Annotated in this window: 20 protein-coding genes and 3 tRNA genes; 6 read left to right on the top strand and 17 right to left on the bottom strand. The window is 71.2% G+C overall.

The window, feature by feature from the left end; genetic code table 11:
* Positions 1-57 precede the first annotated feature (57 nt).
* From VIG76_RS03710 to VIG76_RS03700, 3 genes are all read right to left on the bottom strand, one after another.
* Positions 58-2,544 carry a glycoside hydrolase family 65 protein gene (locus VIG76_RS03710; protein ID WP_331951170.1) on the bottom strand — a complete coding sequence of 829 codons (2,487 nt, stop codon included), beginning with the start codon at positions 2,542-2,544 and terminating at the stop codon, positions 58-60.
* Positions 2,544-3,299 carry an HAD family hydrolase gene (locus VIG76_RS03705; protein WP_331951168.1) on the bottom strand — a complete coding sequence of 252 codons (756 nt, stop codon included), beginning with the start codon at positions 3,297-3,299 and terminating at the stop codon, positions 2,544-2,546. Before VIG76_RS03705 ends, VIG76_RS03710 begins: the two co-directional genes overlap by 1 nt.
* A gap of 102 nt (positions 3,300-3,401) precedes the next feature.
* Positions 3,402-3,923, bottom strand: a complete 522-nt coding sequence (locus VIG76_RS03700) for an amino-acid N-acetyltransferase (RefSeq protein WP_331951166.1) — start codon at positions 3,921-3,923, stop codon at positions 3,402-3,404.
* Between the two features lie 200 nt (positions 3,924-4,123).
* On the opposite strand from VIG76_RS03700, the gene VIG76_RS03695 reads away from it, so the two are divergent.
* Complete coding sequence (locus tag VIG76_RS03695) at positions 4,124-5,041, top strand: carbohydrate ABC transporter permease (RefSeq protein ID WP_331951182.1); 918 nt, start codon at positions 4,124-4,126, stop codon at positions 5,039-5,041.
* Positions 5,041-5,988, top strand: a complete 948-nt coding sequence (locus VIG76_RS03690) for a carbohydrate ABC transporter permease (protein WP_331951164.1) — start codon at positions 5,041-5,043, stop codon at positions 5,986-5,988. Before VIG76_RS03695 ends, VIG76_RS03690 begins: the two co-directional genes overlap by 1 nt.
* Positions 5,989-6,397: 409 nt before the next feature.
* Here the strand turns inward: VIG76_RS03690 and VIG76_RS03685 are convergent, their stop codons facing one another.
* The 12 genes from VIG76_RS03685 to tilS all read right to left on the bottom strand — a co-directional run bounded on the left by VIG76_RS03685 (position 6,398) and on the right by tilS (position 20,289).
* Positions 6,398-7,765: an ABC transporter substrate-binding protein gene (locus VIG76_RS03685; protein WP_331951162.1), complete on the bottom strand. Its 1,368-nt coding sequence runs from the start codon at positions 7,763-7,765 to the stop codon at positions 6,398-6,400.
* Positions 7,766-7,961: 196 nt separating this feature from the next.
* On the bottom strand, positions 7,962-10,445 hold the full coding sequence (locus tag VIG76_RS03680) for an ATP-dependent Clp protease ATP-binding subunit (RefSeq protein ID WP_331951160.1): 2,484 nt from the start codon (positions 10,443-10,445) through the stop codon (positions 7,962-7,964).
* A gap of 166 nt (positions 10,446-10,611) precedes the next feature.
* Positions 10,612-10,818 carry a hypothetical protein gene (locus VIG76_RS03675; RefSeq protein WP_331951158.1) on the bottom strand — a complete coding sequence of 69 codons (207 nt, stop codon included), beginning with the start codon at positions 10,816-10,818 and terminating at the stop codon, positions 10,612-10,614.
* A 109-nt stretch (positions 10,819-10,927) separates the two neighbouring features.
* Entirely contained in the window at positions 10,928-12,412 is a 1,485-nt protein-coding gene (gene lysS / locus VIG76_RS03670; protein WP_331951156.1) for a lysine--tRNA ligase, read from the bottom strand.
* A gap of 47 nt (positions 12,413-12,459) precedes the next feature.
* Positions 12,460-13,311, bottom strand: a complete 852-nt coding sequence (gene panC, locus VIG76_RS03665; protein WP_331951154.1) for a pantoate--beta-alanine ligase — start codon at positions 13,309-13,311, stop codon at positions 12,460-12,462.
* Positions 13,308-14,027, bottom strand: a complete 720-nt coding sequence (locus VIG76_RS03660; protein ID WP_331951152.1) for a DUF2520 domain-containing protein — start codon at positions 14,025-14,027, stop codon at positions 13,308-13,310. The genes panC and VIG76_RS03660 overlap by 4 nt, the downstream gene beginning before the upstream one ends.
* Positions 14,024-15,493, bottom strand: a complete 1,470-nt coding sequence (locus VIG76_RS03655; RefSeq protein WP_331951150.1) for a PH domain-containing protein — start codon at positions 15,491-15,493, stop codon at positions 14,024-14,026. Before VIG76_RS03655 ends, VIG76_RS03660 begins: the two co-directional genes overlap by 4 nt.
* An 11-nt stretch (positions 15,494-15,504) precedes the next feature.
* Positions 15,505-15,999: a PH domain-containing protein gene (locus VIG76_RS03650; protein ID WP_331951147.1), complete on the bottom strand. Its 495-nt coding sequence runs from the start codon at positions 15,997-15,999 to the stop codon at positions 15,505-15,507.
* Positions 15,996-16,472: a DUF3180 domain-containing protein gene (locus VIG76_RS03645; protein ID WP_331951145.1), complete on the bottom strand. Its 477-nt coding sequence runs from the start codon at positions 16,470-16,472 to the stop codon at positions 15,996-15,998. The genes VIG76_RS03650 and VIG76_RS03645 overlap by 4 nt, the downstream gene beginning before the upstream one ends.
* An 84-nt stretch (positions 16,473-16,556) precedes the next feature.
* Positions 16,557-18,581, bottom strand: coding sequence for an ATP-dependent zinc metalloprotease FtsH (gene ftsH, locus VIG76_RS03640; RefSeq protein ID WP_331951143.1), 2,025 nt, complete (start codon positions 18,579-18,581; stop codon positions 16,557-16,559).
* A 138-nt stretch (positions 18,582-18,719) separates the two neighbouring features.
* A complete protein-coding gene (gene hpt / locus VIG76_RS03635) occupies positions 18,720-19,283 on the bottom strand; it encodes a hypoxanthine phosphoribosyltransferase (protein ID WP_331951141.1) in 564 nt (187 codons plus the stop codon).
* A 13-nt stretch (positions 19,284-19,296) separates the two neighbouring features.
* The gene (gene tilS / locus VIG76_RS03630) at positions 19,297-20,289 is read right to left on the bottom strand and encodes a tRNA lysidine(34) synthetase TilS (protein WP_331951139.1); all 993 of its coding nucleotides are present in this window, start codon (positions 20,287-20,289) and stop codon (positions 19,297-19,299) included.
* Between the two features lie 63 nt (positions 20,290-20,352).
* Between tilS and VIG76_RS03625 the strand changes: the two genes are divergently transcribed.
* Positions 20,353-20,853 (top strand): inorganic diphosphatase, encoded by a 501-nt coding sequence (locus VIG76_RS03625; protein WP_331951137.1) that lies wholly within the window; start codon positions 20,353-20,355, stop codon positions 20,851-20,853.
* A gap of 397 nt (positions 20,854-21,250) precedes the next feature.
* Here VIG76_RS03625 and VIG76_RS03620 read toward each other — a convergent pair whose 3' ends face one another.
* Complete coding sequence (locus tag VIG76_RS03620) at positions 21,251-22,624, bottom strand: C40 family peptidase (protein WP_331951135.1); 1,374 nt, start codon at positions 22,622-22,624, stop codon at positions 21,251-21,253.
* Positions 22,625-22,628: 4 nt separating this feature from the next.
* Positions 22,629-23,936 (bottom strand): peptidoglycan DD-metalloendopeptidase family protein, encoded by a 1,308-nt coding sequence (locus VIG76_RS03615; protein WP_331951133.1) that lies wholly within the window; start codon positions 23,934-23,936, stop codon positions 22,629-22,631.
* Between the two features lie 136 nt (positions 23,937-24,072).
* Between VIG76_RS03615 and VIG76_RS03610 the strand changes: the two genes are divergently transcribed.
* The 3 genes from VIG76_RS03610 (at position 24,073) to VIG76_RS03600 (ending at position 24,361) form a co-directional block, all read left to right on the top strand.
* Positions 24,073-24,145: transfer RNA gene (locus VIG76_RS03610), tRNA-Glu, on the top strand.
* A 36-nt stretch (positions 24,146-24,181) separates the two neighbouring features.
* Positions 24,182-24,255: transfer RNA gene (locus tag VIG76_RS03605), tRNA-Asp, on the top strand.
* Between the two features lie 30 nt (positions 24,256-24,285).
* A tRNA-Phe gene (locus VIG76_RS03600) sits at positions 24,286-24,361 on the top strand.
* The last annotated feature ends 12 nt before the right edge of the window (positions 24,362-24,373 follow it).

The raw sequence follows: 24,373 nt of genomic DNA, 5'->3' as shown, positions 1-24,373 counted from the left end.
GGCCCCGACGTCGCGACCGTCAAGGGCGCGATCGGCCAGGCCTTCGCCTGACTCACGTCAGGACGGGTCGTCCTCGTCCGTCCAGTCGTCCACGCCGACGATCGGCACGCTCGCCGTCATCAGCGAGCCGTCGTCGCGACGCGTCGTGCTGAACTGGTCGCTCGACGGGCGTCCCGGCAGCCGGGGCCCCTGGCCGACGAGCGGCACCCGCAGGGTCGAGGCCGCCTCGGCGGTGTAGCGCTCCCCGCGCACCTCGAACTCCACCGGATCCCCGTCGGCCACGTCGACCACGAACTCGTCCTGCGTGACCCGGATGTGCAGGCGCGTGCCCTGCCACTGGATCCGGAACCGCAGCTCCGGCCAGTCGGCCGGCAGCCGCGGGTCGAACGCGAGGTGGCCGCCGGCGTCCCGCATCCCGCCGAAGCCGTACACGAGCGAGCTCCAGACGCCGCCGGTCGAGGCGACGTGCACGCCGTCGCTCGCGTTGTTGTGCAGGTCGTCGAGGTCCACGAACAGCGCGTGGCGGAAGTACTCGAGCGCCAGGTCGCGGTACCCGATCTCGGCCGCGATGATCGACTGGACCACCGCCGACAGCGTCGAGTCGCCGGTCGTCAGCGGGTCGTAGTAGTCGAAGTCGGCCCGCTTCATCTCGTCGGAGAACTCGTCCGAGAGCAGGAACAGCGCGAGCACGACGTCCGCCTGCTTCAGCACCTGGAAGCGGTAGATGACCAGCGGGTGGAAGTGCAGCAGCAGCGGCAGCTTGTCCGGCGGCGTGTTCGCGAGGTCCCAGACCTCCCGGTCGAGGAAGTGCACGTCCTGCGGATGGATGCCGAACGAGTCGGAGTAGGGGATCACCATCGCCTCGGCGGCGCGCTCCCACTCCCCGATCTCGGCCTCCTCGAAGCCGACCCGCTCCACCATCCGCGCATACGCCTCCGGGAACTGGTCCGCGACGATCCGCACCGACTCGGCCGCGTAGCGGAGGTTGAACCGCGCCATCACGTTCGTGAACAGGTTGTCGTTCACGACCGTCGTGTACTCGTCGGGGCCGGTGACGCCGTGGATGTGGAACGAGGTGCCGCCGGTGCGGCGCCAGAAGCCGAGCGTCGTCCAGAGCCGCGCGGTCTCCACGACGACGTCGATCGCACCGCGCGCGAGGAAGTCGGAGTCCCCCGTCGCCCGTACGTACTTCGCGATGGCATACGTGATGTCGGCGTTGATGTGGTACTGCGCGGTGCCGGCGGCGTAGTAGGCCGACGCCTCCTCGCCGCTGATCGTGCGCCACGGGAACAGCGCGCCGCCCTCGTTCAGCTGCCGCGCGCGGCGGCGGGCCGCCGGCAGCATCCGCTCGCGCATCTTCAGGGCGTTCCGGCCGAACAGCGGGGTCGTGTACGTGAGGAACGGCATCACGTAGATCTCGGTGTCCCAGAAGTAGTGGCCGCTGTAGCCGCTGCCCGTCATCCCCTTCGCAGGCACACCGCTCGAATCGGCCCGCGCCGCCGCCTGGGCGATCATGAACAGGTTCCAGCGGACCGCCTGCTGCAGGTCCGGATGCCCGACGATCTCGACGTCGGAGCGCTCCCAGTACGCGTCGAGCCACTCGCGCTGCAGCCGGCGCTGCTCCGCGACGCCGCCCTCGGCGATGACCCGGTCGACGAGGCGCTCGCCGCGGTCGAGGAGCTCGCGCGGCGGCACGCTGCGGGACGTGTGGAAGGCCGCGACCTTCGTCAGGCGCACCGGCACCCCGGCCTTCGCCCGCACCTGGTACACGTGCTTCGCGATGTCCGGCGAGATGGAGGCGGACGACGTGTACTCGTTCTCCGTCTCGATCACGTGGTCGACCATCACGGACAGCGTCATGTGCGAGTGGGTGACCCGATAGCTGAGGGCGCTCCGGTCGTCGCGCTGCCAGTAGTCGACCGGCTGCAGCACCCGCTCGGCGAGCCGCTCGGCCCGGCGCGGGTCGAAGCCCGCCGGGCCCTCCTCCGGCACCGTGCGGCCGAACTCGTCCTCGCCGTCCTGCCGGTTGAGCACCTGGCTGGAGATGACGACGGACGCATCCGCGTTCTCGACGGTCACCTCGAAGGACATGACCGCGAGGTGCCGCTCGACGAACGAGACCATCCGGTCGGAGCGGACCCGCACCCGCTTGCCGGCGGGGGTGAGCCAGAGCAGCTCCCGGCGCAGCTCGCCGTCGGCGAAGTCGAGGCTGCGCTCGTAGGTGAGCAGCTCGGCGACGTCGAGCACGAGCGGCTCGTCGTCGACGTACAGCCGCATGATCTTCGCGTCGGGCGCGTTGACGATCGTCTGGCCGACCTCCGCGAAGCCGTACGCCTGCTCGGCGTGACGGATGGGCCACACCTCGTGGAGGCCGTTGATGTACGTGCCGTGCTCGTGCGCGTGCCGGCCCTCGGAGGTGTTGCCCCGCATGCCGAGGTAGCCGTTGGCGACGGTGAAGATCGTCTCGGCGAGGCCGATGCGGTCCTCGCTGTAGATCCGCTCGGTGAGCCGCCACGGGTCGACGGGGAAGCGGTCGCGGTCCATCAGGATCCGTCCTTCTCAGCTTCGGCGGGCAGCAGCTCCGCCAGGTCGGACACCACCACGTCGGCGCCGGCGTCGGTGAGCGCGGCGGCGCCCACCCCGCGGTCGACGCCGACGACGAGCGCGAAGCCCCCGGCCGCGCCCGCCGCGACGCCGGACACCGCGTCCTCCACGACGATCGCGTGGGACGGGGCGACCCCGAGCCGCTCTGCGGCGGTGAGGAACAGGTCGGGCGCCGGCTTGCCGGCGATGCCCTCGTCCGCGGCGACGACGCCGTCGACGATCACCGGGAACCGGTCGAGCAGGTGCGCCGCCTCGAGCACCTGTCGGGCGTTCTTCGAGCTGGAGACGACGGCGGCCGGGATCCCGATCATGCCGAGCCGGTCGACGACGGCCAACGATCCGGGGTAGGGCGCGATGCCCTCCCGCTCGAGGGTCTCGCCGAAGACGGCGTTCTTTCGGTTGCCGAGGCCGCACACGGTCTCGGCGCCGGCCGCGTCGCTGGGGTCGCCGTAGGGCAGGTCGATGCCGCGGGACTGGAGCACCGCCTGCACCCCGTCGTAGCGGGGCCGGCCGTCGACGTACCGGAAGTAGTCCTCGTCCGTGTACTGCTGCTGCACGCCGTGCCGTGCGAGCTCGGCGGTGAAGAGCTCGGACCAGGCGCGCATGTGGATCTCGGCGGTCGGCGTCAGCACGCCGTCGAGGTCGAAGAGGACGGCCGCGGCGTCGAAGAACCGAGCACGCTGCTGAGGCGTCACGGATCCTCCTGATCGATGCGGCTGGCTGGGGAGCGGGGCGGGGCAGGGCGGCGCCGTCGCATCGGGTGCCGTCGGGGGTCAGCCTAGGTCGCGACCCGGGCCTCAGGACGGTTGTAACACCTTCAGCATCCGCGTGTTCCCGAGGGTGTTGGGCTTCACCCGGGGCAGGTCCAGGAACTCGGCCACGCCCTCGTCGCCCGAGCGGGCGAGCTCGGCCACCACGTCGGGTCCGACGAGCCCCTCGCCGACCGGCGCGAAGCCGTGCCCGGCGAAGAAGTCGACCTCGAAGGTGAGGCAGAAGAGCTTGCCGACACCGAGCTCGACGGCGTCGGCCTCGAGCTGCTCCATGAGCACGTGCCCCACCCGGCGCCTGCGCCAGAGCGGATCGACGGCGAGCGTGCGCACCTCCGCGAGGTCCTGCCACATCACGTGCAGGGCGCCGCAGCCGACGACGAGGCCGCCCGGCTCCTCGGCGACGCGGAACTCCTGCACCGACCCGTAGAGCACCGCGAGGTCCTTGCCGAGGAGGATGCGCTTGGCCACCAGGGGGGCGATCAGCTGCTCGATGCGCACCACGTCGGCCGTGCGGGCGCGGCGGACGGTGAGCTCGGCGGCATCGGTCACCGGCCCATTCTGCCGGGCTCCTGAGGGAACCGAGAACCGCAGCACTTCTCAAGACTTCCCTCGTACTCTCCCGCTGATCAGGGACGCCGCGTCCCGAGACCGGCGAGGACGCCTGGCCCACCGGCCGCGGCCGGAAGGGAGCGGATGTGACGAGCGCACCGGCACTCGACGTCCCGAGAACCGATCCGGAGCGCATCCGGATGCTGCAGAGGCGGGCGAAGCGCTTCAACCGGCGGGAGGCGGTGGCGGGCTACCTCTTCATCTCGCCGTGGATCATCGGCTTCTGCGTCTTCACCCTCGGGGCGATGGGCTACAGCCTCGTGATCTCGTTCACGCACTACAACCTGGCCACGAACCTGGCCCGGCCGGCCGGCGTGGACAACTACGCGAACCTCATCGCGGACCCGCGGGTGGCGTCGTCGCTCGGCAACACGCTCTTCTACGCGGTGCTCGCCGTGCCGCTCGAGATCGTGGTCGCCCTGAGCCTCGCGATGCTGCTGAACCGCGTCGGGCGGGGCGCCGGGGTCTTCCGCACGCTCTTCTACCTGCCGAAGATGACGCCGGCGGTCGCCACCGCATCCGTGTTCCTGCTGCTGCTGAACGGGAACAGCGGCGCGATCAACGGGGCGCTCGGCTTCTTCGGCATCCAGGGGCCGCAGTGGCTCATCGACCCGGGGTGGGTGAAGCCGTCGATCGTGCTGATGACCCTCTGGGGCGTCTCCGGCACCATGGTGATCTTCCTCGCCGCGCTGAAGAACGTGCCGCGCGACCTCTACGAGGTTGCGGAGCTGGACGGCGCGGGTCCGGTGCGCCGCTTCTTCTCGATCACGGTGCCGATGATCTCGCCGACCATCTTCTTCAACGTGATCGTGCTCACGATCGCGGCCCTGCAGGTCTTCGACCAGGCGTACCTGCTGTTCTGGCGGGACCAGGGCTCCTCCGCCCCGGAGGCCTCCCTGTTCTACGGCGTGTACCTGTTCCAGGAGGCGTTCCGCAGCTTCAACTTCGGCTTCGCCGCCGCGATGGCCTGGCTGCTGTTCGTGATCATCCTGCTCATCACGCTGATCCAGACCCGAGTCAGCAAGCGGTTCGTCTACTACGAGGCGGAGAACTCCTGATGGCGATCACCGACTCCACCACCGGCCAGCCGTCGCTCGCGGCGCAGGCCACCGGCGTCCAGCTCGCCGGCACGACCCCCCTGAAGCGCCGCCGCGTGCGCCGCCCGCTGCCGCTGATCGGCCGGATCGTGCTCTGGTTCGTGCTCATCGGGTTCGGGCTGCTCTTCCTCTACCCGTTCCTCTGGCTGCTCGCCGCGAGCCTCAAGCCGCGGGGCGACGTCTTCGACAACTCGCTCATCCCGCACACGCTGCAGCTGAGCAACTACGCCACCGTCTGGGACCAGCTGCCGCTCGTCAGCTGGCTGCTCAACAGCGTGTCGATCGCCGTGCTCGCGGCCGGCCTCGTCACGATCTCGAGCTCGCTCGTCGCCTTCGGCTTCGCCTACTTCCGGTTTCCCGGCCGCAGGCTGCTGTTCGGGCTGGTGCTCGCCACGATGATGCTGCCCGGCGCCGTCACGCTCGTGCCGCAGTACCTGATCTGGAAGAACCTCGGCCTCATCGGCACATGGGTACCGCTGTTCGGCATGAACCTCTTCGGCAGCGCCTTCTACATCTTCCTGCAGCGCCAGTTCCTGCTCGGGCTGCCGCGGGAGCTGTTCGAGGCGGCGCGGATCGACGGGGCCAGCTACCTCGGGCTGTTCCGACGGATCGTGATGCCGCTGTCGCTGCCGTCGTTCATCATCATCTTCCTGTTCGAGTTCCAGGCCAGCTGGAACAACCTGCAGGGCGCGCTGATCTACCTGAACGGCGGCGGCCCCTCCGGCTTCACGGTGCCGCTCGGCATCTCGTACGCGATGACGACCTTCTCCCCCACGAACGGCGGCCACGGCGACTACCAGTACGTGATGGTCGCCGCGCTGCTCGTGACCCTGCCGATGCTGCTGCTGTTCGCATTCGGGCAGCGCTACTTCATCGAGGGCATCGCGACGCAGGGCCGCAAAGGCTGACCCCCGTCCTCGGCGCGCCCCCCGGACGCACCACGCTGCCGGCCGACTGTTGCCACTTTCTGCGGCCATGGGGCACTCATGGCCGCAGAAAGTGGCAACAGCCGCGCGAGCCACGCCGTCAAGGGAACGTTCGCCGGCGAGCCCGTGCATCCGCCCGGGTGCGCGCAACGGTGGGGACGACGGGAAGGGCTCCTGAGGTCGCAGCCGTGCCGCTGAGCACAGCATCAGAGCGGCACGAAGTGCGACCTCGAACCAGCAGCGGCACCCGTGGTCGCAGTTCGTGCCGTCGAGCGCAGCTGGCAGCGGCACGAAGTGCGACCGCTCAGGGCGCCGGCGGCGGCCCGACGCGTTCGGGACGCTCGTACGGCCCCGAAGCCGAACGAGCGTCCCGAGGGCGCAGCGCGGGCGACTACCCCTGCGTCGCCTGCGAGTAGGCGCGCTCCGCAGACTTCTGGGCGTCCGCCAGGGCCTGCGTCGACGACTTCTGCCCGAGCAGCACCGCCGTGATGGCGTTGGCGATCTCGGTCTGGATGTCCTGGCCGGCCGGTGAGGCACCGAAGCTCTTCCCCGTCGGCAGGACGTCGTAGTAGGTCGAGATCGCCTTGTCGAAGCCGGCGTTTCCGCTCGACTGCACGAACCGGCTGCGGATCTTCTGGTCGGCCGACGGGTTGCCGGTGAAGAGGCCGGTGTTGATGGATCCCGGGCTCTTCGCGAGGGTGGCCTTCCGCGCCTCGGCGGCCGCGATCCAGGCGGGGTCCGAGGTCAGCGCGAGCATCCACGAGCACGCGGCGTCCTTGTTCTTCGCTCCCGCGGGGATGACGAACGCGGTGCCGCCGGCCGTCGTGTACGGGGCGCCCGACGGGTCCTTGAACGGCACCGCACCGAGCGACACCTGCTTCGCGTACGGGGTGAGCACGTTCACGTACCACTGGGCGTCGACCTCGGCGCCGACCTGGTCCTTCACGAACTGGTTCTTCGCGCCGAAGAAGTCGAACGAGTCGGCGAAGCTCTTCACCTTCGCGTAGCCGCCCTCGGCGTCGTAGATCCGCTTGAGCAGGTCGATCGCCTTCGCGTTGGCGGGGTCGGTGAGGGTCGGCTTGCCGCTCCCATCGACGATGCGTCCACCCTGGCCCTGCAGCCACAGGTAGGACTGCCCGGTCGCCTGCGCGTCGAACCCGATGCGGGTCGGCTTGCCGTTCTGCAGCACCGTCATCTTCTTGATCGCGGCGATCAGGGTGTCGGGCTTCGAGGTGTCGATGTCGGAGTCGGTGACGCCCGCGGCCTTCATCACGCGCTCGTTGAGCAGGATGGCGGGCGGCTGGTAGAACTGCGGCACCGCGAAGACCTGGCTCCTGTACCTGATGTAGTCGATGACCTGCGGGTAGAACTCCGAGCTCGGCGTCACCTTGTGCGCGGCGTAGCACTTGTCGAGCGGCAGGATCAGACCCTGCGCGGCGTAGGTGTTCACGAACGAGGCGTCCATCTGGACGACGTCGGGCACCTGACCGCTCGCGACGCGGGTCGTGAACTTCTGCGCGTCGAACGCCGTCTGGTCGAGCGAGACGGTCACGCCCTTCAGCTGCGACTTCGCGTACGCCAGCCGGGCCTTGCCGACGTCGTCGGCGTTGTTGAACCCCCAAGCCTTCAGCGTGCCCGACGACTTCGTCGAGAACGCGACGTCGCCGGACGATCCGCCCCCGCCCGAGCTGCAGGCCGTGAGCGCGACCAGCGAGGCCGTCAGGGTGAGGGCGAGCAGCGCCCGGTGCCGTGCGACCATCTTCGATCCCTTCCTCCGGTCTCGCCCGACGGGCGCGACCCTGGGGCGCAGTGGAGCGTCCCCTGTGAGGACGGTACGAAGCCCTCCGGCGCTTCTCCTGACCGGACGCCGAATTCCGGCTGGATGGGACCTCCGAGAACGGCGAACGGGGCGCCCCGCGTGCTGCGGAGCGCCCCGTCCGGGACCGTGCGGAGAACTACTCGCCGGTCGTGATCTCACCTGCGGCGGCGGCGACGAGCTCGCCGCGCTTGCCGGTCGTGAACACGAACTCGCCGTCCTTGAAGTCGACGAGCACGTGCTCACCGGCGTTCAGCTCGCCGTGCAGGATCCGCTCGCTGAGCTTGTCCTCCACCTCGTGCTGCACCGCGCGGCGCAGCGGCCGGGCACCGAGGGCCGGGTCGAACCCGATCTCGATGAGGCGCTCCTTGGCCGGGACCGTCAGCTCCACCGTCATGTCGCGGTCGAGCATCCGATCGCTGAGCCGCTTGACGAAGAGGTCGACGATCTGCAGCAGCTCGGGCTTGGTGAGCTGCGGGAAGACGATCGTCTCGTCGACGCGGTTCAGGAACTCCGGCTTGAAGTGCCGCTTCAGCTCCTCGACCACCTTGGCGCGCATCCGGTCGTAGCCGGTCGCGGTGTCCCCCTCTGCGACGAAGCCGACCGGCCCACCCGCGATGTCACGCGTGCCGAGGTTCGTCGTCATGATGATGACGGTGTTCTTGAAGTCGACCACGCGGCCCTGACCGTCGGTGAGGCGGCCTTCCTCGAGGATCTGCAGCAGCGAGTTGAAGATGTCGGGGTGCGCCTTCTCGATCTCGTCGAAGAGCACCACGCTGAACGGCTTGCGCCGCACCTTCTCCGTGAGCTGCCCGCCCTCCTCGAAGCCGACGAACCCGGGAGGGGCACCGAACAGCCGCGAAACGGTGTGCTTCTCGCCGTACTCACTCATGTCGAGCGAGATGAGCGCGTTCTCGTCGTCGAAGAGGAACTCCGCGAGCGCCTTGGCCAGCTCGGTCTTTCCGACGCCGGTGGGGCCGGCGAAGATGAACGAGCCGGAGGGTCGCTTCGGGTCCTTCAGGCCGGCGCGGGTGCGGCGGATCGTCTTGGCGAGGACCGAGATGGCCTCCTCCTGACCGATGACCCGCTCGTGCAGCGCCTTCTCCATGAAGATGAGCCGGCTCGACTCCTCCTCGGTGAGCTTGAACACCGGGATGCCGGTGGCCTGCGCGAGCACCTCGGCGATCAGGCCCTCGTCGACCTCGGCCGTGGTCTTCACGTCACCGGAGCGCCACTGCTTCTCGAGGCGCAGGCGCTCACCGAGGAGGTTCTTCTCCTCGTCGCGGAGGCCGGCGGCCTTCTCGAAGTCCTGGTCCTCGATCGCGGCCTCCTTGGCGGCACGCACGAGGGCGATCTTCTCGTCGAACTCGCGCAGCTCGGGCGGGGCCGAGAGGATCGACAGGCGCAGGCGTGCGCCCGCCTCGTCGATCAGGTCGATGGCCTTGTCGGGCAGGAAGCGGTCCGAGATGTAGCGGTCGGCGAGGTTCGCCGCGGCGACGATGGCGCCGTCGGTGATGGACACCTTGTGGTGCGCCTCGTACCGGTCGCGGAGCCCCTTGAGGATGTTGATCGTGTGGGGCAGGTTGGGCTCCTGCACCTGGATCGGCTGGAAGCGGCGCTCGAGCGCCGCGTCCTTCTCGAAGTGCTTGCGGTACTCGTCGAGCGTGGTCGCGCCGATGGTCTGCAGCTCGCCGCGGGCGAGCAGCGGCTTCAGGATGCTGGCCGCGTCGATCGCGCCCTCGGCAGCGCCGGCACCGACGAGGGTGTGGATCTCGTCGATGAAGGTGATGATGTCGCCGCGGGTGCGGATCTCCTTGGTGACCTTCTTGAGGCGCTCCTCGAAGTCGCCGCGGTAGCGGGAGCCGGCGATCAGGCTGCCGAGGTCGAGCGTGTAGAGCTGCTTGTCCTTCAGCGTCTCCGGCACGTCGCCGCGGACGATCGCCTGGGCGAGGCCCTCGACGACGGCGGTCTTGCCGACGCCCGGCTCCCCGATGAGGACGGGGTTGTTCTTGGAGCGGCGCGACAGGATCTGCATCACGCGCTCGATCTCCTTCTCGCGCCCGATGACCGGGTCGAGCTTGCCGTCGCGCGCCGCCTGGGTGAGGTTGCGGCCGAACTGGTCGAGGATCTGCGAGCCCTGCTGGGCCTGCTGCGCCTCGCCGCCGACGGCGACCTGCTCCTTGCCCTGGTAGCCGGAGAGCAGCTGGATGACCTGCTGGCGGACCCGGTTGAGGTCGGCCCCGAGCTTCACGAGCACCTGGGCGGCGACGCCCTCGCCCTCGCGGATCAGGCCGAGCAGGATGTGCTCCGTGCCGATGTAGTTGTGGCCGAGCTGCAGCGCCTCGCGCAGGGACAGCTCGAGCACCTTCTTGGCGCGGGGCGTGAAGGGGATGTGCCCGGTCGGCTGCTGCTGGCCCTGGCCGATGATGTCCTGGACCTGCTCGCGCACCGCGTCGAGCGAGATGCCGAGCGACTCGAGGGCCTTCGCGGCCACGCCCTCACCCTCGTGGATGAGGCCGAGCAGGATGTGCTCCGTGCCGATGTAGTTGTGGTTGAGCATCTTGGCCTCTTCCTGGGCCAGGACGACGACTCTGCGGGCTCGATCGGTGAAGCGCTCGAACATGATCAGCTCCTCGTTGACGCCGGATCGTTCGCAGATCCGACGAGGTTCGCACGCGGCGACGGACGACCCGTCGCGCGTTGGTAAGAAGGGTAACCAGGGGGTCCGCCGCACTCTGCCGGTGTTCGCCGGAGGCTTAGGGCCGCGGCGGACCGGTCGGAGCCGGGACTCAGCGGGTGGGGTCGCTCGACGACGGTGCGGATGGGCGGGCCTCGGCGGCGGCCCGCGCGTCGAGCTCGGCCTCGTACCTGGCCTGGGCGGCGCGCTCGGTGCGGTCCGCGCGGAGGATCGCCCGCATCACGAACCAGAAGAGGATGCACATGGCGATCGTGGGCACGATCGCCCACAGGCCGTCGTTCCAGCCACCTGCTCCCATGGCTTCAGCGTACGCGCGCCCGATGCCGCGGCGGCGCGGGCGCGGAGGACCACGTTCCGGCCGATCCGGGCGGGCGCGCCCGCTCGTGCGGGCCGGAACCGCCCGGGCGCTACTTGACGAGCGGGAAGAGGATCGTCTCGCGGATGGTCTCGCCCGTCAGCACCATGAGCAGCCGGTCGATGCCCATCCCCATCCCCCCGGTCGGCGGCATGCCGAACTCGAGCGCGCGCAGGAAGTCCTCGTCGATCCGCATGGCCTCGGGGTCGCCCGTCGCACCGAGCGCCGCCTGCTCGACGAAGCGATGCCGCTGGATCACCGGGTCCGCGAGCTCGGAGTAACCGGTCGCCAGCTCGAAGCCGTGCACGTAGAGGTCCCACTTCTCCACGACGCCCGGGATCGTGCGGTGGTCGCGGACCAGCGGCGAGGTGTCGACCGGGAAGTCCATCACGAAGGTCGGCCGCTCGAGGCTCCCCTTCACGAAGTGCTCCCACAGCTCCTCGACGTACTTGCCGCGGATGGGGTGCGGCACCTCGATCTCGAGCCGGTCGGTCAGCGCCACCAGCTCGGCGAGCGGCGTCTGCGGCGTGATCTCGATGCCGGCCGCCTCGCTGAGCGACGGGTACATGCTGATCCGGTCCCAGTCGCCGCCGACGTCGAAGCGCGTGCCGTCGAACCAGGTGACCTCCGCCGAGCCGCCCGCGGCGATCGCCGCCTGCTGCACGAGCTCCTGCGTGAGGTCCGCCATGCCCCGGTAGTCGGAGAACGCCTCGTACGCCTCGAGCATGGCGAACTCGGGCGAGTGCGTCGCATCCGGGTTCTCGTCCCGGAAGTTGCGGTTGATCTCGAAGATCCGCTCGAGGCCGCCCACCGCCGCGCGCTTCAGGAACAGCTCGGGCGCGATCCGCAGGTACAGGTCGGTGTCGTAGGCGTGCGAGGCCGTGCGGAACGGCCGGGCGGATGCGCCGCCCTGCTGCGTCTGCAGCATGGGCGTCTCGAGCTCGATGTAGCCGCGCTTCGCGAACGTCGAGCGGAGGGAGGCGACGGCGGCCGCCCGGGCGAAGACCATCCGCCGGGCGTCCGGGCGCGCGATGAGGTCGAGGTAGCGGCTGCGCACCCGGGTCTCCTCGGAGAGCTCGGTGTGCAGGTTCGGCAGCGGCAGCAGCGCCTTCGACGCGATCCGCCAGTCGTCGGCGCGGATCGACAGCTCGCCGCGGCGGGAGGTGATCACCTCGCCGGCGACGAACAGCTGGTCGCCGAGGTCGACGAGCGACTTGAACTCGGCGAGGGACTCCTCGCCCACCGCGTCGAGCGCGACCATCGCCTGGATGCGGCTGCCGTCGCCGGCCTGCAGCGCCGCGAAGCAGAGCTTGCCGGTGTTCCGGAGGTGCACGATCCGCCCGGCGACCGCGGCACGCTCCCCCGTCGCAACGTCGGCCTCGAGATCGGAGAAGCGCTCGCGGAGCTCGGCGATCGTCGTCGTGATCGGCACGCCCACCGGGTAGGCCTCGACGCCCTGCTCGAGGAGGCGCTTGCGCTTGGCGAGACGCACCTCGCGCTGCTCGATGCGGTCCGACTCGGCGGTGTCGTCGGTCACGGGGCTCCCGGTGGTGCGGCGGACTTCGGCTGTCGCGGTCGGACGGCTCAGCCGAGGGAGACGAGCTCGTTGTCGATCAGCCGGGTGCCGCCCACCCGCGCGGCGACGAGCACGAGGGCGGGGCCACGATACCGGTCGTCGACGGGCTGGAACGTGACGGGATCCACCGCGACGAGGTAGTCGAGCGCGACGCCGTCGACGGTGTCGAGTACCGCCCGCGCCGCCGCGAGCGCGTCGTCGACGCCGTGGTCGGCCGCGGCGGCGGCCGCCGTGAGCGCGGCGGACAGCGCGAGGGCCCGCACCCGGTCCGCCTCGGACAGGTAGCGGTTGCGACTGGAGCGGGCCAGCCCGTCGGCCTCGCGGACGGTCGGCACGACCTCCACCGCGACGGGCAGGTCGAGATCGGTGATCATCCGCCGCACGAGGTACACCTGCTGCGCATCCTTGCGGCCGAACAGCACGACGTCCGGCGCGACGATGTGCAGCAGCTTCGCCACGACGGTGAGCATCCCGTCGAAGTGGCCGGGCCGCACGCTCCCCTCGAGCACCGACCCGACCGGCCCCGCGGACACCGTGACCTGCGTGCCGCCCTCCGGATACATGTCGGCGACCGACGGCGCGAAGAGCAGGTCGACACCCGCGGCCTCGAGCGCCGCGGCATCGGCAGCGAGCGTCCGGGGGTAGCGATCGAAGTCCTCCGCGGGCCCGAACTGGAGGGGGTTCACGAACACCGACGCGACGACCGCATCCGCGACCTCGTGCGCACGGGCGACGAGCGCCAGGTGCCCGTCGTGCAACGCGCCCATCGTCGGCACGAGCGCGACCCGGCGCTCCTCGCCCCGCAGGGCGGCGACGGCCGCGCGGGTGTCCGCGACGGCGGCGACGGTGGTGAGGCTCATTCGGGCTCCGGATCGAGGAGGGGCGGCGGTGCCGGTGCGACCGCGGCGGCGAGCGCCCGTTCCAGGCCGGACCGGGCCACGGGCCCGAGCACGCGGTCGGGTGACTCGATGCCGATCTCACGCAGCAGGGCCGCGGACGACCGCACCACCGTAGCCATCGGCTCGACGACGGAGCTGAGCGCGGCGGCCCAGGCGGGCCGGTCCGCCTCCGCGATCACGACGGGCTCGCAGCCCATCTCGACCGCGAGCGCCAGGCCGATCGGCAGCACCGGCCCCGATGCGGTGACGGCGCAGTACGCCGACTGCAGCCGGGCGAGGTCCATGCTCGTGCCGGTGAACGCCATGGCGGGGTTCAGCGCGAGCGGGATGGCCCCGGCAGCGGCCGCCGGAGCGAGCACGCCGACGCCGGCCCCCGGGGCGGTGTGGACGACGAGCTGGCCGGGCAGCCACGCCCCCACCTCCGCCAGTCCCGCGACGAGGCCGGCCAGCTCCTCCTCCGGCACGGCGAGCAGCACCAGCTCGCTGCGTTCGACGAGGGTGCGGACGTCGAGGCGCGGGGCGCCGGGCAGCAGGGCCTCGGCCCGCTCGCGGCCGGCGTCGGAGACGGTCGCGACCCCGACGATCGCGTGGCCGGTGCCGGCCAGCGCAGCTCCCAGCACCGGTCCCACCCGTCCGGCGCCGACGATCCCGACGCCGAGCCGGCCCGCGGCGGTCACGCCTGGGCCTCCTCCGGCGTCGCCGCCCACCGGTGCGAGACGTCCGCGGACCGTGCTGAACGCCCGAGCACCGCGAGGTCCGTGAAGAGGGCCTCGGCGGTCGCGCGGTCGATGAGGCCGAGCCGGGGATGCACGACGCCCGTCACGACATGCGGCTCGATCCGGGCGATGTCGATGAACCGCTCTGCGGGCCCCTGCCGCAGCGCGACGGACTGGATGCGGGCGATCGGCACGATCGTGAGGTGCCGCCGGAGGAACCCGCCGCGCAGCAGCACGGCGTCGTGGGTCACGAGGAAGCCGGTGCGGCGCCAGGCGATCGGCCGCAGCAGCCGCGCGCGTCTCGGCGCCGGCGTGAAGTCCTCCACGCGGCCGGTGCCGATCAAGCCCGCCTCCACGGCCGCCCCGCCGCTGCTGAGGGCCGGCACGAGGTGCGGCAGCAGCGCGAGCACCTCGGCGTAGGTCGCCACGGGGGCGATGGACCGCTCCAGCTCGTTGTTGCGCCGCCCGGCGATCCGGCCCGCGCGGTTGACGGAGACCCGCCACCAGCCGGATGCGCGCCAGAGCAGCGGCTGCTCGATCCGCACCGCGTGGATGCGTCCTGGCGGAACCGCCTCGTTGCTGGTGCTGAGGATGCCGGCGCCGATCCGCACGCCGTCGTCGGTCGCGACCACCCGGAAGCGCAGGTTCCGCCCGATCCGGCGACCCGCCACGGTGAACGCGGCGATGAGCATCGGGCCGAGCGCGACGACGGCGGCTGGCCCGGCTCCGAGCGCGCTCATGCCGGGGATGATCACGGCGGCGATGAGCACGAAGATCACCGTCGTCTCGCTGAGCACCACGGAGCCGACCGCGCGCCCCGGGGTGATGGCGAGGACGGTCGGGCCGTCCGCGGTCGCGTCGGCGACCTCGGGGACGCCCTCGGCCTGGCGCCGTCCGGACGCGAGCCGCAGCACGTCGTGCCGAAGCTCCTCGGCGGCGCCGTTCGAGAGGTACTCGAGGCGCACGTTCGCGTCGTGTCCGGCGACGTCCATCTCCATCCGGGCGGCGCCGACGAGCCGGGCGAAGAACGGACGTGAGATCGTGATGCCCTGGATGCGATCGAGCTTGGCCGTGCGGGTGGTGCGCAGCAGCACCCCGCGGCGGACGGTGACGGAGTCGCGGTCGATGCGGAAGTCGCTCGCTCGCCACGCCACCCAGAACAGGCCGACGCCGACGAGGAGCACGCCGGCGACGACCAGCGCCGCGATGCCGATGAGGTGGTGCCGCTGCAGCTCGTCGATCGGGTCGCCGCCGGTGTCGGGCAGCCGGAACACGAAGCCGAGGATCCGCTCGCGGAGGTTGCTCCCGATCCAGACGAGCACGGCGACGAGGCCGATGCCGCCCCGCAGCAGCGGGGTGGCCGGATGCAGGTGGTGCCAGGCGCCGTCGAGGTACTGCCCGCCGGCCACGGGGGCCGGTGGCGCCACCGGTTCGTCGCTCAGAGTCCCACGCGCCGTTCCTCGGCCGCCTCGACCAGCTGGTCGCGAAGGCGGGCGGCGGTCGGCTCGGGCAGGCCCCGGATGGTGACGTCCGAGGTCGCCGCCGCGGTGACGAACCGCAGCTCGGCGAGGCCGAGCAGGCGGGCGACCGGTCCGCGGTTCACGTCGACCAGCTGCATCCGGCCGTAGGGCACGGCGACGAGGCGGGAGAAGAGGATGCCGCGCCGGAAGACGAGGTCGTCGTCGCGCAGCACGTAGCCGATGGACCGCACGCGACGGGGCGCGAGGATCATCCGGATCCCGGTGACGATCACGACGACGCCGATCACGCTCCAGCCGAGGGGCGCGAACGCGAAGACGAGGACGGTGCCGAGCGCGGCGCCGATGAGGCCGCCGGCGAGCGCGTTCGCGAGCTCGACGCCGATCAGCTTGCCCGAGACCCGCTGCCAGCCGTCGATTCCGGCGTCGAGCCCGGTGCGGCGCGCGCGCGTCATCGGCGCTCCACCGCCCGGGCGGTCACCGTCTCGTGGTCCTCGGGCGGGATGCGGCACCAGGTCTCGACGACGAGGCCCGCGACGAGCATCCCGGCGGCGCCCGCGAGGGTCAGCAGGTCGTACCAGAGACCCGGCAGCACCGGCGCGGCCAGCCGGCTCATGTTGTAGACGGTGAGGCCGATGCCGGCGCCGGTGAGCAGAGCGCCGGTGAGGCTCGTGGCCTTCGCGAACACCAGGACGCGCATCGCGAAGAACGGGTCGACCGGGCGCCTGCGCTTGCCGCGCACGACCTGGCGGATCGGCCAGCCGAGCCCGATCACGATCGCCGCGATCGCGAAGAGGGCCACGATGAGCGTGACCGGCGGCGTGAGGGTCGGTGCGCTGCTGGCAGCCAGGGCCAGCTGCCCGAGCCAGCCGACGACAGCGCCGGCCATGACCAGGGCGAGGATCAGCGGAGTGCTCGTGCGTCGCACAGCCCTATCCTCCCGGTTGCGCCGACGATCGGCCGGTTCCGGCACCCCGTGGGGATCGAGGAACCGGCCGCTCGTGGCGATGCGTCAAGCGGTCGCCGGCCGCGGCTTGATCCGCGGAGCGCGCTTGCGCTTGGGCTCGGCGCCGCCGTCGGAGTCGATGCCGCCGTCGACCGCACCGGCGTCGATCGGGGCCTTCGCGCTCGGGATCGCGACCGCGGGCAGGTCGGAGACCGGCCGCTTGTCGCTCGAGAGCCACTGGGGCCGCGGCGGCAGCTTCTTCACGTCCTTGAAGATGTCCGCGAGCTCGTTCTGGTCGAGCGTCTCCTTCTCGAGGAGCGCCGTGGCGAGCCGGTCGAGCACCGCACGGTTCTCGATGATCAGCTGGTAGGCCTCGTCGTGCGCCGTCTCGATGAGGGTGCGCACCTCCTTGTCCACCTGCTGGGCGAGCTCGTCGGAGTAGTCGCGGCCGTGACCCATGTCGCGGCCGAGGAACATCTCGCCGGACGAGGCACCGAGCTTCACGGACCCGATCGCGGCGCTCATGCCGAACTCGGTGACCATGCGGCGGGCGGTGTCGGTGGCCTTCTCGATGTCGTTCGAGGCGCCGGAGGTGGGGTCGTGGAAGACGATCTCCTCCGAGACGCGGCCACCCATCGCGTAGGCGAGCTGGTCGAGCAGCTCGTTGCGGGTGATCGAGTACTTGTCCTCGAGGGGCAGCACCATCGTGTAGCCGAGGGCGCGGCCGCGCGGCAGGATCGTCACCTTCGTGACCGGGTCGGTGTGGTTCAGCGACGCCGCGACGAGCGCGTGACCACCCTCGTGGTACGCGGTGATCAGCTTCTCCTGGTCCTTCATGACGCGGCTGCGGCGCTGCGGGCCCGCGATGACGCGGTCCACGGCCTCGTCGAGGGCCCGGTTGTCGATCAGCTGGGCGTTGCTGCGCGCCGTGAGCAGCGCGGCCTCGTTGAGCACGTTCGCGAGGTCGGCGCCGGTGAAGCCCGGCGTCTTGCGGGCCAGCACCTCGAGGTCGACACCGGCCGCGAGCGGCTTGCCCTTGGAGTGGACGGTCAGGATCTGACGACGGCCGTTCAGGTCGGGGGCGTCGACGCCGATCTGGCGGTCGAAGCGGCCCGGACGCAGCAGCGCGGGGTCGAGGATGTCGGGGCGGTTCGTCGCGGCGATCAGGATGACGTTCGTCTTGACGTCGAAGCCGTCCATCTCGACCAGCAGCTGGTTGAGGGTCTGCTCGCGCTCGTCGTGCCCACCGCCGAGGCCGGCACCGCGGTGGCGGCCGACCGCGTCGATCTCGTCGACGAAGATGATCGCCGGCGCGTTCTGCTTCGCCTGGTCGAAGAGGTCGCGCACGCGGCTCGCGCCGACGCCGACGAACATCTCGACGAAGTCGGATCCGGAGATCGAGTAGAAGGGCACGCCCGCCTCACCCGCGACGGCGCGGGCGAGCAGGGTCTTGCCGGTTCCCGGAGGGCCGTAGAGCAGCACGCCCTTCGGGATGCGCGCGCCGACGGCCTGGAACTTCGCCGGCTCCTTCAGGAAGTCCTTGATCTCACCGAGCTCCTCGATGGCCTCGTCGGCGCCCGCCACGTCGTTGAACGTGACCTTGGGGGTCTCCTTCGACACGAGCTTCGCGCGGGACTTGCCGAACTGCATGACGCGGTTCCCGCCACCCTGCATGCCGGACATGATGAACCAGAAGAAGAGGCCGAGCAGCAGGATCGGCACGAGGAACGTCGCGACCGACAGCAGCCAGCTGGGCTGCGGCACCTCGTCGTTGAACTGCGCGAGCTTGCCGGAGGAGTAGGCGCTGTTGACCGCGTTGACGATCTCCTGGCCGCGCGGTGCCACGTAGTAGAACTGCACCTGCTTCGGGGCGGCGCCGGCGGCGGTCGGCTTCAGCGTCAGGTCCACGCGCTGGTCGGTGTCGACGATCTTCGCCATCTGCACCTGACCGCTGCTGAGGTCCTTGAGGCCCTCCTGCGTGGAGACCTGACGGAAGCCCGAGCCGGTGAGCAGGCTGGAGCCGACCCACACCACGATGACCGCGATCACGATATAGAGGAGCGGACCGCGGAAGATGCGCTTGAAGTCCATAGTGGGGATAGGGTAACGCCCCTCATTCGCCCGTTGGACGCCTGTTCGCTCTGGGGGGAGGCCCCATTTCGGGTCCAGGGCCACCACATGGGTGCTGCACAGGGAGCGGGGTCGTCCGGGCCGCCCTCGTCACCCGTTTCAGGTGTAGACGTGCGGCGCGAGCACCGCGATCGCCCGCAGGTTGCGGTAGCGCTCCGCGTAATCGAGTCCGTATCCGACGACGAATTCGTTCGGGATGTCGAATCCGCAGTACTGCACATCGACGGCGATGCGCTGCGCCTCCGGCTTGCGGAGCAGCGCGCAGACCTCGACGGACGCGGGGCCCCGGGAGCGGAGGTTCTCGACGAGCCACGAGAGCGTGAGCCCCGAGTCGATGATGTCCTCCACGATGAGGACCCGGCGCCCGGCGAGCTCGGTGTCGAGGTCCTTGAGGATCCGCACGACGCCGGACGAGCGGGTGCTGGATCCGTATGAGCTGACGGCCATCCAGTCCATCTCGACGGGGATCGCGAGCTCGCGGGCCAGATCGGCCATCACCATGACGGCGCCCTTGAGCACCCCGACGAGCAGCAGCGGGCGGCCGTCGTCGGATGCGCGGGCGTCGGCCTCGATCTCGCGGCACAGCTCCGCGATCCGGTCGGCGATCTGCTGCTCGCTGTACAGCACCCCCGCCAGGTCGCCTTCGACGTCGCTCGGCTGCACGCGGCCCTCCCCCTCAGGCGGCCGTGAACTCGATCCGGCCGCCGGCGCGGACCACCCTAACGCCGGGCAGATGGAGCGGCCCCTGCCCGTGCCAGTCGGTCACGAGCCGCGCGACCTCGAGCGTCTGGGCTCGGGTGAGGGTGCGGCCGAACTCGTGCTCGACCGCGAGACGCACGAGGCGCTGCACGAGCGCGGGCGGGTTCGCGGCGAGCGCGTCGACCGGCAGGGCGATGCCGCCCTCCGCCAGCTCCGCGAGCTCCGGCGCCTGCTCCTCGGCGAGCGCATCGAGCGCGGCGGCGTCCTCCTGCACCTGGGCGGCGGTGCGGGCGAGCGCCTCGGCGACCCCTGGCCCGAGGGCGTCCTCCAGCGCCGGCAGGGCGTCGAGGCGCACCTTCACGCGCGTGTAGCGACGGTCCGCGTTGTGCGGATCCGTCCATGCGGTGCGCCGCTGGTCGGCGCAGGCCTGCACGGTGGTGCGGCGTCGCAGGCCGAGCAGCGGGCGGATGAAGGGGGGCGCGTCGGCGCGCATGCCGGCGATCGCATCGGGTCCGGAGCCGCGGGCGAGGCCGAGCAGCACCGTCTCGGCCTGGTCGTCGAGCGTGTGCGCCGTGAGGATGCGGGTCGCGCCGGTCGCGGCGAGCGCACGCTCGAAGGCCGCCCGGCGTGCGGCGCGTGCTGCCGCCTCGGGGCCGCCGCCGGCGCGGACCTCGACCCGCTCGACGAGCACCGGGTCGAGCCCCAGCTCGCGGGCGGTCGCCGCGGCTGCCGCAGCCACCTCCGCGGATCCCGGCTGCAAGCCGTGGTCGACGACGATCGCGCCGATCCGGCGGTCGGCGCGCGGTCCCTCGAACGCCGCGGCGAGCGCGAGCGCGAGCGAGTCCGGGCCACCGGAGAGCCCCACGAGCGCCTCCGGCCCGCTCACCCGTACGGGCACGGCCGGCAGCGCCTCCCGGACGGCCCGGCGCACATCCGCGACCGCCGGCGTCAGTCGGGGCCGATCGGGCATCCGCTAACGTTAGGCCGCTCGCGGCGCCCCCGCCCCGCCGCGTCAGGAAGGCGAGAGACGACCGTGGCCGAGTACGACGTCATCATCGAGATCCCCCGTGGCAGCCGGAACAAGTACGAGGTCGACCACGTCACCGGTCGCGTCTACCTGGATCGCGTGCTCTTCACCGCGTTCGCCTACCCCGTCGACTACGGCTTCTTCGAGAACACCCTCGGCCTCGACGGCGACCCCGTCGACGCGCTCGTGCTGCTCGAGTACCCGGTCTTCCCCGGTGTCGGCGTCAAGGTGCGCCCCGTCGCCGTGCTGAACATGAGCGACGAGGCCGGCTCCGACGCCAAGATCATCGCCGTCCCCCACAAGGACCCGCGCTGGCAGCACATCCAGGACATCGACGACGTGCCGGAGCAGACCCGCAAGGAGCTCGAGCACTTCTTCGCCCGCTACAAGGACCTCGAGCCGGGCAAGTTCGTGAACATCGAGGGCTGGGGCGACGCCGCGGAGGCCGAGCAGATCATCCAGGACGGCTTCACCCGCCTCACCGACGCGGGCGCCGACCACAGCTGACCGCGGCGGCCGCGCCGCTTCTGCCGTTCGCCCGACACCGTCTGCCGTCCGCACGGACAACTGTTGCCGCAGCAGCCGCCGCAGTCGTCCGTGTGGACAGCACGCGCGTCTCGAGGACGCGGCGGCGCGACGCCACTGCCTCCTGTCGTCTGCGCACACGACGGAGTTTCCGCGCGCAAGAGGCGAAGTTCCGCATGAGCCGGTCGCGCGGACTCGGTTTCTCCGTCGTTTGCGCAGCCTGCGGCTAGCACCAGGGGCGCGGGTGATCGGACGAGGACACCGCCTCGAGCCTGAACCCCGCGTCTGCTGTCCGCACGGACAACTGCCGCCGGTGCAGCAGCCACAGTTGTCTGTGCGGACAGCACGCGCGTCTCGAGGACGCAGCGGCAGCAGTGACTCAGGCGGAGGGGCGCGCCACGACCGGCATCCGCTGGTAGTCGCGCACCGGCACCTCGCGGACGGGCACGCCGTCGTACGGCGCCTCGATCATCATCCCGCCGCCGGAGTAGATGGCGACGTGGTACATGTCGCCGCCCCCGTCCGTGTAGAAGACGAGGTCGCCCGACTGCGCCTGCGAGTACGGCACGAGCTGCCCGTTCGCCCGGGCGACGTCGTACTGCGCGGTGGCCGAGTGACCCCCGATGCCGAGCCCGACCGAGGCGTACGCCTGCATCGTGAGCCCGGAGCAGTCCCACACGTTGGGGCCCGCGCCGGCGAACTGGTACATGTCGCCGATCTGCTCGCGGGCGAACGCGACGGCACCGGCCGCCTGTGATGTGTTGCCGGATCCCACGGATCCGCTGCCGCCGGAGGACGAGCCACCGCCACCCGACGAGGACCCGCCACCGCCCGAGGACGAGCCACCGCCACCGGATGACGAGCCACTTCCGCCCGACGACGAGCCGCCACCACCGGAGGACGAGTCACCGCCACCCGACGAGGACCCGCCCCCACCCGGCGACGAACCGCCACCGGACGAGCCGCCTGCCGCCTGCTGCTGCGCGGCTTCCTGGTCCTTCTTGCGCTGCACGCCCGCCACGTAGGCGGCGGCGACCGAGGTGCTGGTGTGCTGCAGCTGGGCGAGCTGGGAGAGCAGCTCGTTCGCGTGCTTCTGCTGGGCAGCGACCGCCGCCTCCGCGGCCGCGGAGGTGCGCTTCGCATCCGCGAGAGCGGATGCCGCGGCGTCGGCGCGCTGCTGCAGCTCGGCCTGCGCGGCGTCGGCCTGTGCGGTGAGCGACTTCGCGGCGTTCTCATCCGCGACGGCTGCGCTGTAGATGGCCGCGGACTGGGTCGACAGCTGCGACATCGTGGCGAGCCGGTAGAGCATGTCGCTCGCGCTGTCGCTGTTCAGCATCAGGTCGGTCGACAGGTCACCGCCCGTGCTCCTGGCGAGGTGCGCGGCGAGGAGGCCGGCCCGCATCCGGGACGTCCGGGCGCGCGCCGCGGCTGCATCCGCCTGCGCGGCGAGCGCGTCGTGCTGCTGCTTCGCGGCGGCCTCGGCGGCCTGCGCCGTGTGCAGGCGCTCGGCGGCGATCTGGGCGGAGCGTCCGGCCGCATCGGCCGACCCCTGCAGCGACGTGATCAGCTTCGTGATCTTCGCGACCTCGGCCTTCGCCGCGGTCGCGTTGTTCGCGGCGTTCTGCACGTCCTGCCAGCTGGGGTAGGTGGGCTCATCCGCTACCGCGGGCGTGATCGTGAACGCGGCCGTCACGGCCGTGAGCGTGACCGCCCCGACCGCGATGCTGATGGGCGCGGTGTGATGCCTGCGCACTGCCTCACCCAATGGTGACCCCCCGAGCCGCCATGAACGGCACGCTGTTGATGGCGACCTCGTTGATGCGCACCTCGAAGTGGAGGTGGCATCCGGTCGCGGCGCCGGTCATGCCGACCGACGCGATGTTCTGTCCCGAGGACACCTGCTGCCCCACGTGCACGAAGGTGCCGCCAGGTCGGATGTGGGCGTAGCCGGTCGAGACGCCGCCGCCGTTGTCGATCTCGATGAAGTTGCCGTAGGTGCCGAGCGGGCTGGCGTAGATGACGGTGCCGGAGTGCGCGGCGTAGATCGAGCTGCCGCAGCCGGCCCCGATGTCGGTGCCTCGGTGGAACGGGTTCGCGCCGGCGGGACGGTCGGGCCGGTAGCCGAAGCCGTCGGTGATGGGTCCGTACGCGGGCAGCGCCCAGCCCGACGAGGCGATCGATCCGCCGCCGCCCCCACCACCACCGCCGGCAGCTGCTGCGGCAGCGGCAGCGGCACGCGCGGCCGCCGCAGCGCGGGCGGCGCGGACGCCGGCCTGGTAGCCGGCGAACTCGGACGCCGACTTCGCCTGCAGCGCCTTCAGCTGCGCGGAGAGGGTGGCCTGGACGTCCTGCTCCTTCTGGAGCTCGGCGTTCGCCTCCTGGTTGGCCTTCACGGCCGCGGCCAGGGCGCCGGCGGCTTTCTGCTTGAGCCCGACGAGCACGGTCGTCGCCTCCTTCAGCCGGGCCTGCGTCGCGGCGGCGGTGCGCTGCGTCTGCTTCGCCTCGTCGGCGATCGCGCCGTTGGACTGCGTGAGCTTGCTGAGACGCCCGAGTTTGCTGAGGAAGCTCGACGCGTCGGCGTTCGAGGATCCGGCGGAGAAGAACAGGGTGGTTCCGAGGTCGGTGCCCCCTGTGCGGCTCAGCTGCGCCGCGAGCAGGCCCGCGCGCTGGGCTGCGGCCTTCGCGCGCTTCTGGTCCGCGGCGACCTCGGCCTTGACGGTGTTGAGCCGGTCGTTCGCGGCGTCGACCTGGTCACGGGCGGCCTGGTACTCGGCGCCCCGCTGCTCGGCGGCCTTCTCGGTCCGCTGCACGACCGCCTGGCTCGCGGCGAGCAGCCCCTCGATCCGCTTCACCTCGGCGGCCTTCGCGGATTCGCTGCTGCGGGCCTTCTGGACGTCGCTCCACGAGGGGTACGACGAGGCGTGCGCAGGCAGCGCGATGCCCGCCACGGTCGCCGTCGTGAGCACGACGGCGAGCGCGAGCGCGCGAGTTCTACCCCGCATCCGCATGTCGAACCCCCATTCGACCCGGGCGATCACCAGAGCGCCCGAGAATGCCGTTGCCACGGTAAACCCGGGCAGCCCGGATCCCGTGTACCCAGTGCGGGGACGGCGCGCCGCGCCGGACCTCCCCGGCGCGTTTGGGTTTCCGGCGCGGGCCACGTACACTCGACGGTCGGTGAGCCCGGTCACGGGAGGCCTCGGCCCCATCGTTTAGCGGCCTAGGACGTCGCCCTTTCACGGCGATAACACGGGTTCGAATCCCGTTGGGGTCACGGTCGCTGATCTGGTTCACCGAAATGCAAGTGTTTGGCCCTGTAGCGCAGTTGGTTAGCGTGCCGCCCTGTCACGGCGGAGGTCGCGGGTTCAAGTCCCGTCAGGGTCGCGAGGCGGATCGTGAGAGCGATCCGCTTTCGGCTCTGTAGCTCAGTTGGTAGAGCGTTCGACTGAAAATCGAAAGGTCACCGGATCGACGCCGGTCGGAGCCACCACTAAAACCCCTG

Origin of the sequence: Amnibacterium sp. (assembly GCF_036559085.1) — a bacterium.
GTDB lineage: Bacteria > Actinomycetota > Actinomycetes > Actinomycetales > Microbacteriaceae > Amnibacterium.
This window is presented reverse-complemented; position numbering and strand designations above follow the sequence as displayed.

Coding starts and splice junctions, on each gene's coding strand:
- VIG76_RS03690 (WP_331951164.1), top strand. CDS start 5,041: ATGGCGATCACCGACTCCACCACCGGCCAGCCGTCGCTCGCGGCGCAG.
- VIG76_RS03695 (WP_331951182.1), top strand. CDS start 4,124: ATGCTGCAGAGGCGGGCGAAGCGCTTCAACCGGCGGGAGGCGGTGGCG.
- ftsH (WP_331951143.1), bottom strand. CDS start 18,581: ATGGACTTCAAGCGCATCTTCCGCGGTCCGCTCCTCTATATCGTGATC.
- VIG76_RS03685 (WP_331951162.1), bottom strand. CDS start 7,765: ATGGTCGCACGGCACCGGGCGCTGCTCGCCCTCACCCTGACGGCCTCG.
- VIG76_RS03680 (WP_331951160.1), bottom strand. CDS start 10,445: ATGTTCGAGCGCTTCACCGATCGAGCCCGCAGAGTCGTCGTCCTGGCC.
- VIG76_RS03710 (WP_331951170.1), bottom strand. CDS start 2,544: ATGGACCGCGACCGCTTCCCCGTCGACCCGTGGCGGCTCACCGAGCGG.
- panC (WP_331951154.1), bottom strand. CDS start 13,311: ATGAGCCTCACCACCGTCGCCGCCGTCGCGGACACCCGCGCGGCCGTC.
- tilS (WP_331951139.1), bottom strand. CDS start 20,289: ATGCCCGATCGGCCCCGACTGACGCCGGCGGTCGCGGATGTGCGCCGG.
- VIG76_RS03675 (WP_331951158.1), bottom strand. CDS start 10,818: ATGGGAGCAGGTGGCTGGAACGACGGCCTGTGGGCGATCGTGCCCACG.
- VIG76_RS03650 (WP_331951147.1), bottom strand. CDS start 15,999: ATGACGCGCGCGCGCCGCACCGGGCTCGACGCCGGAATCGACGGCTGG.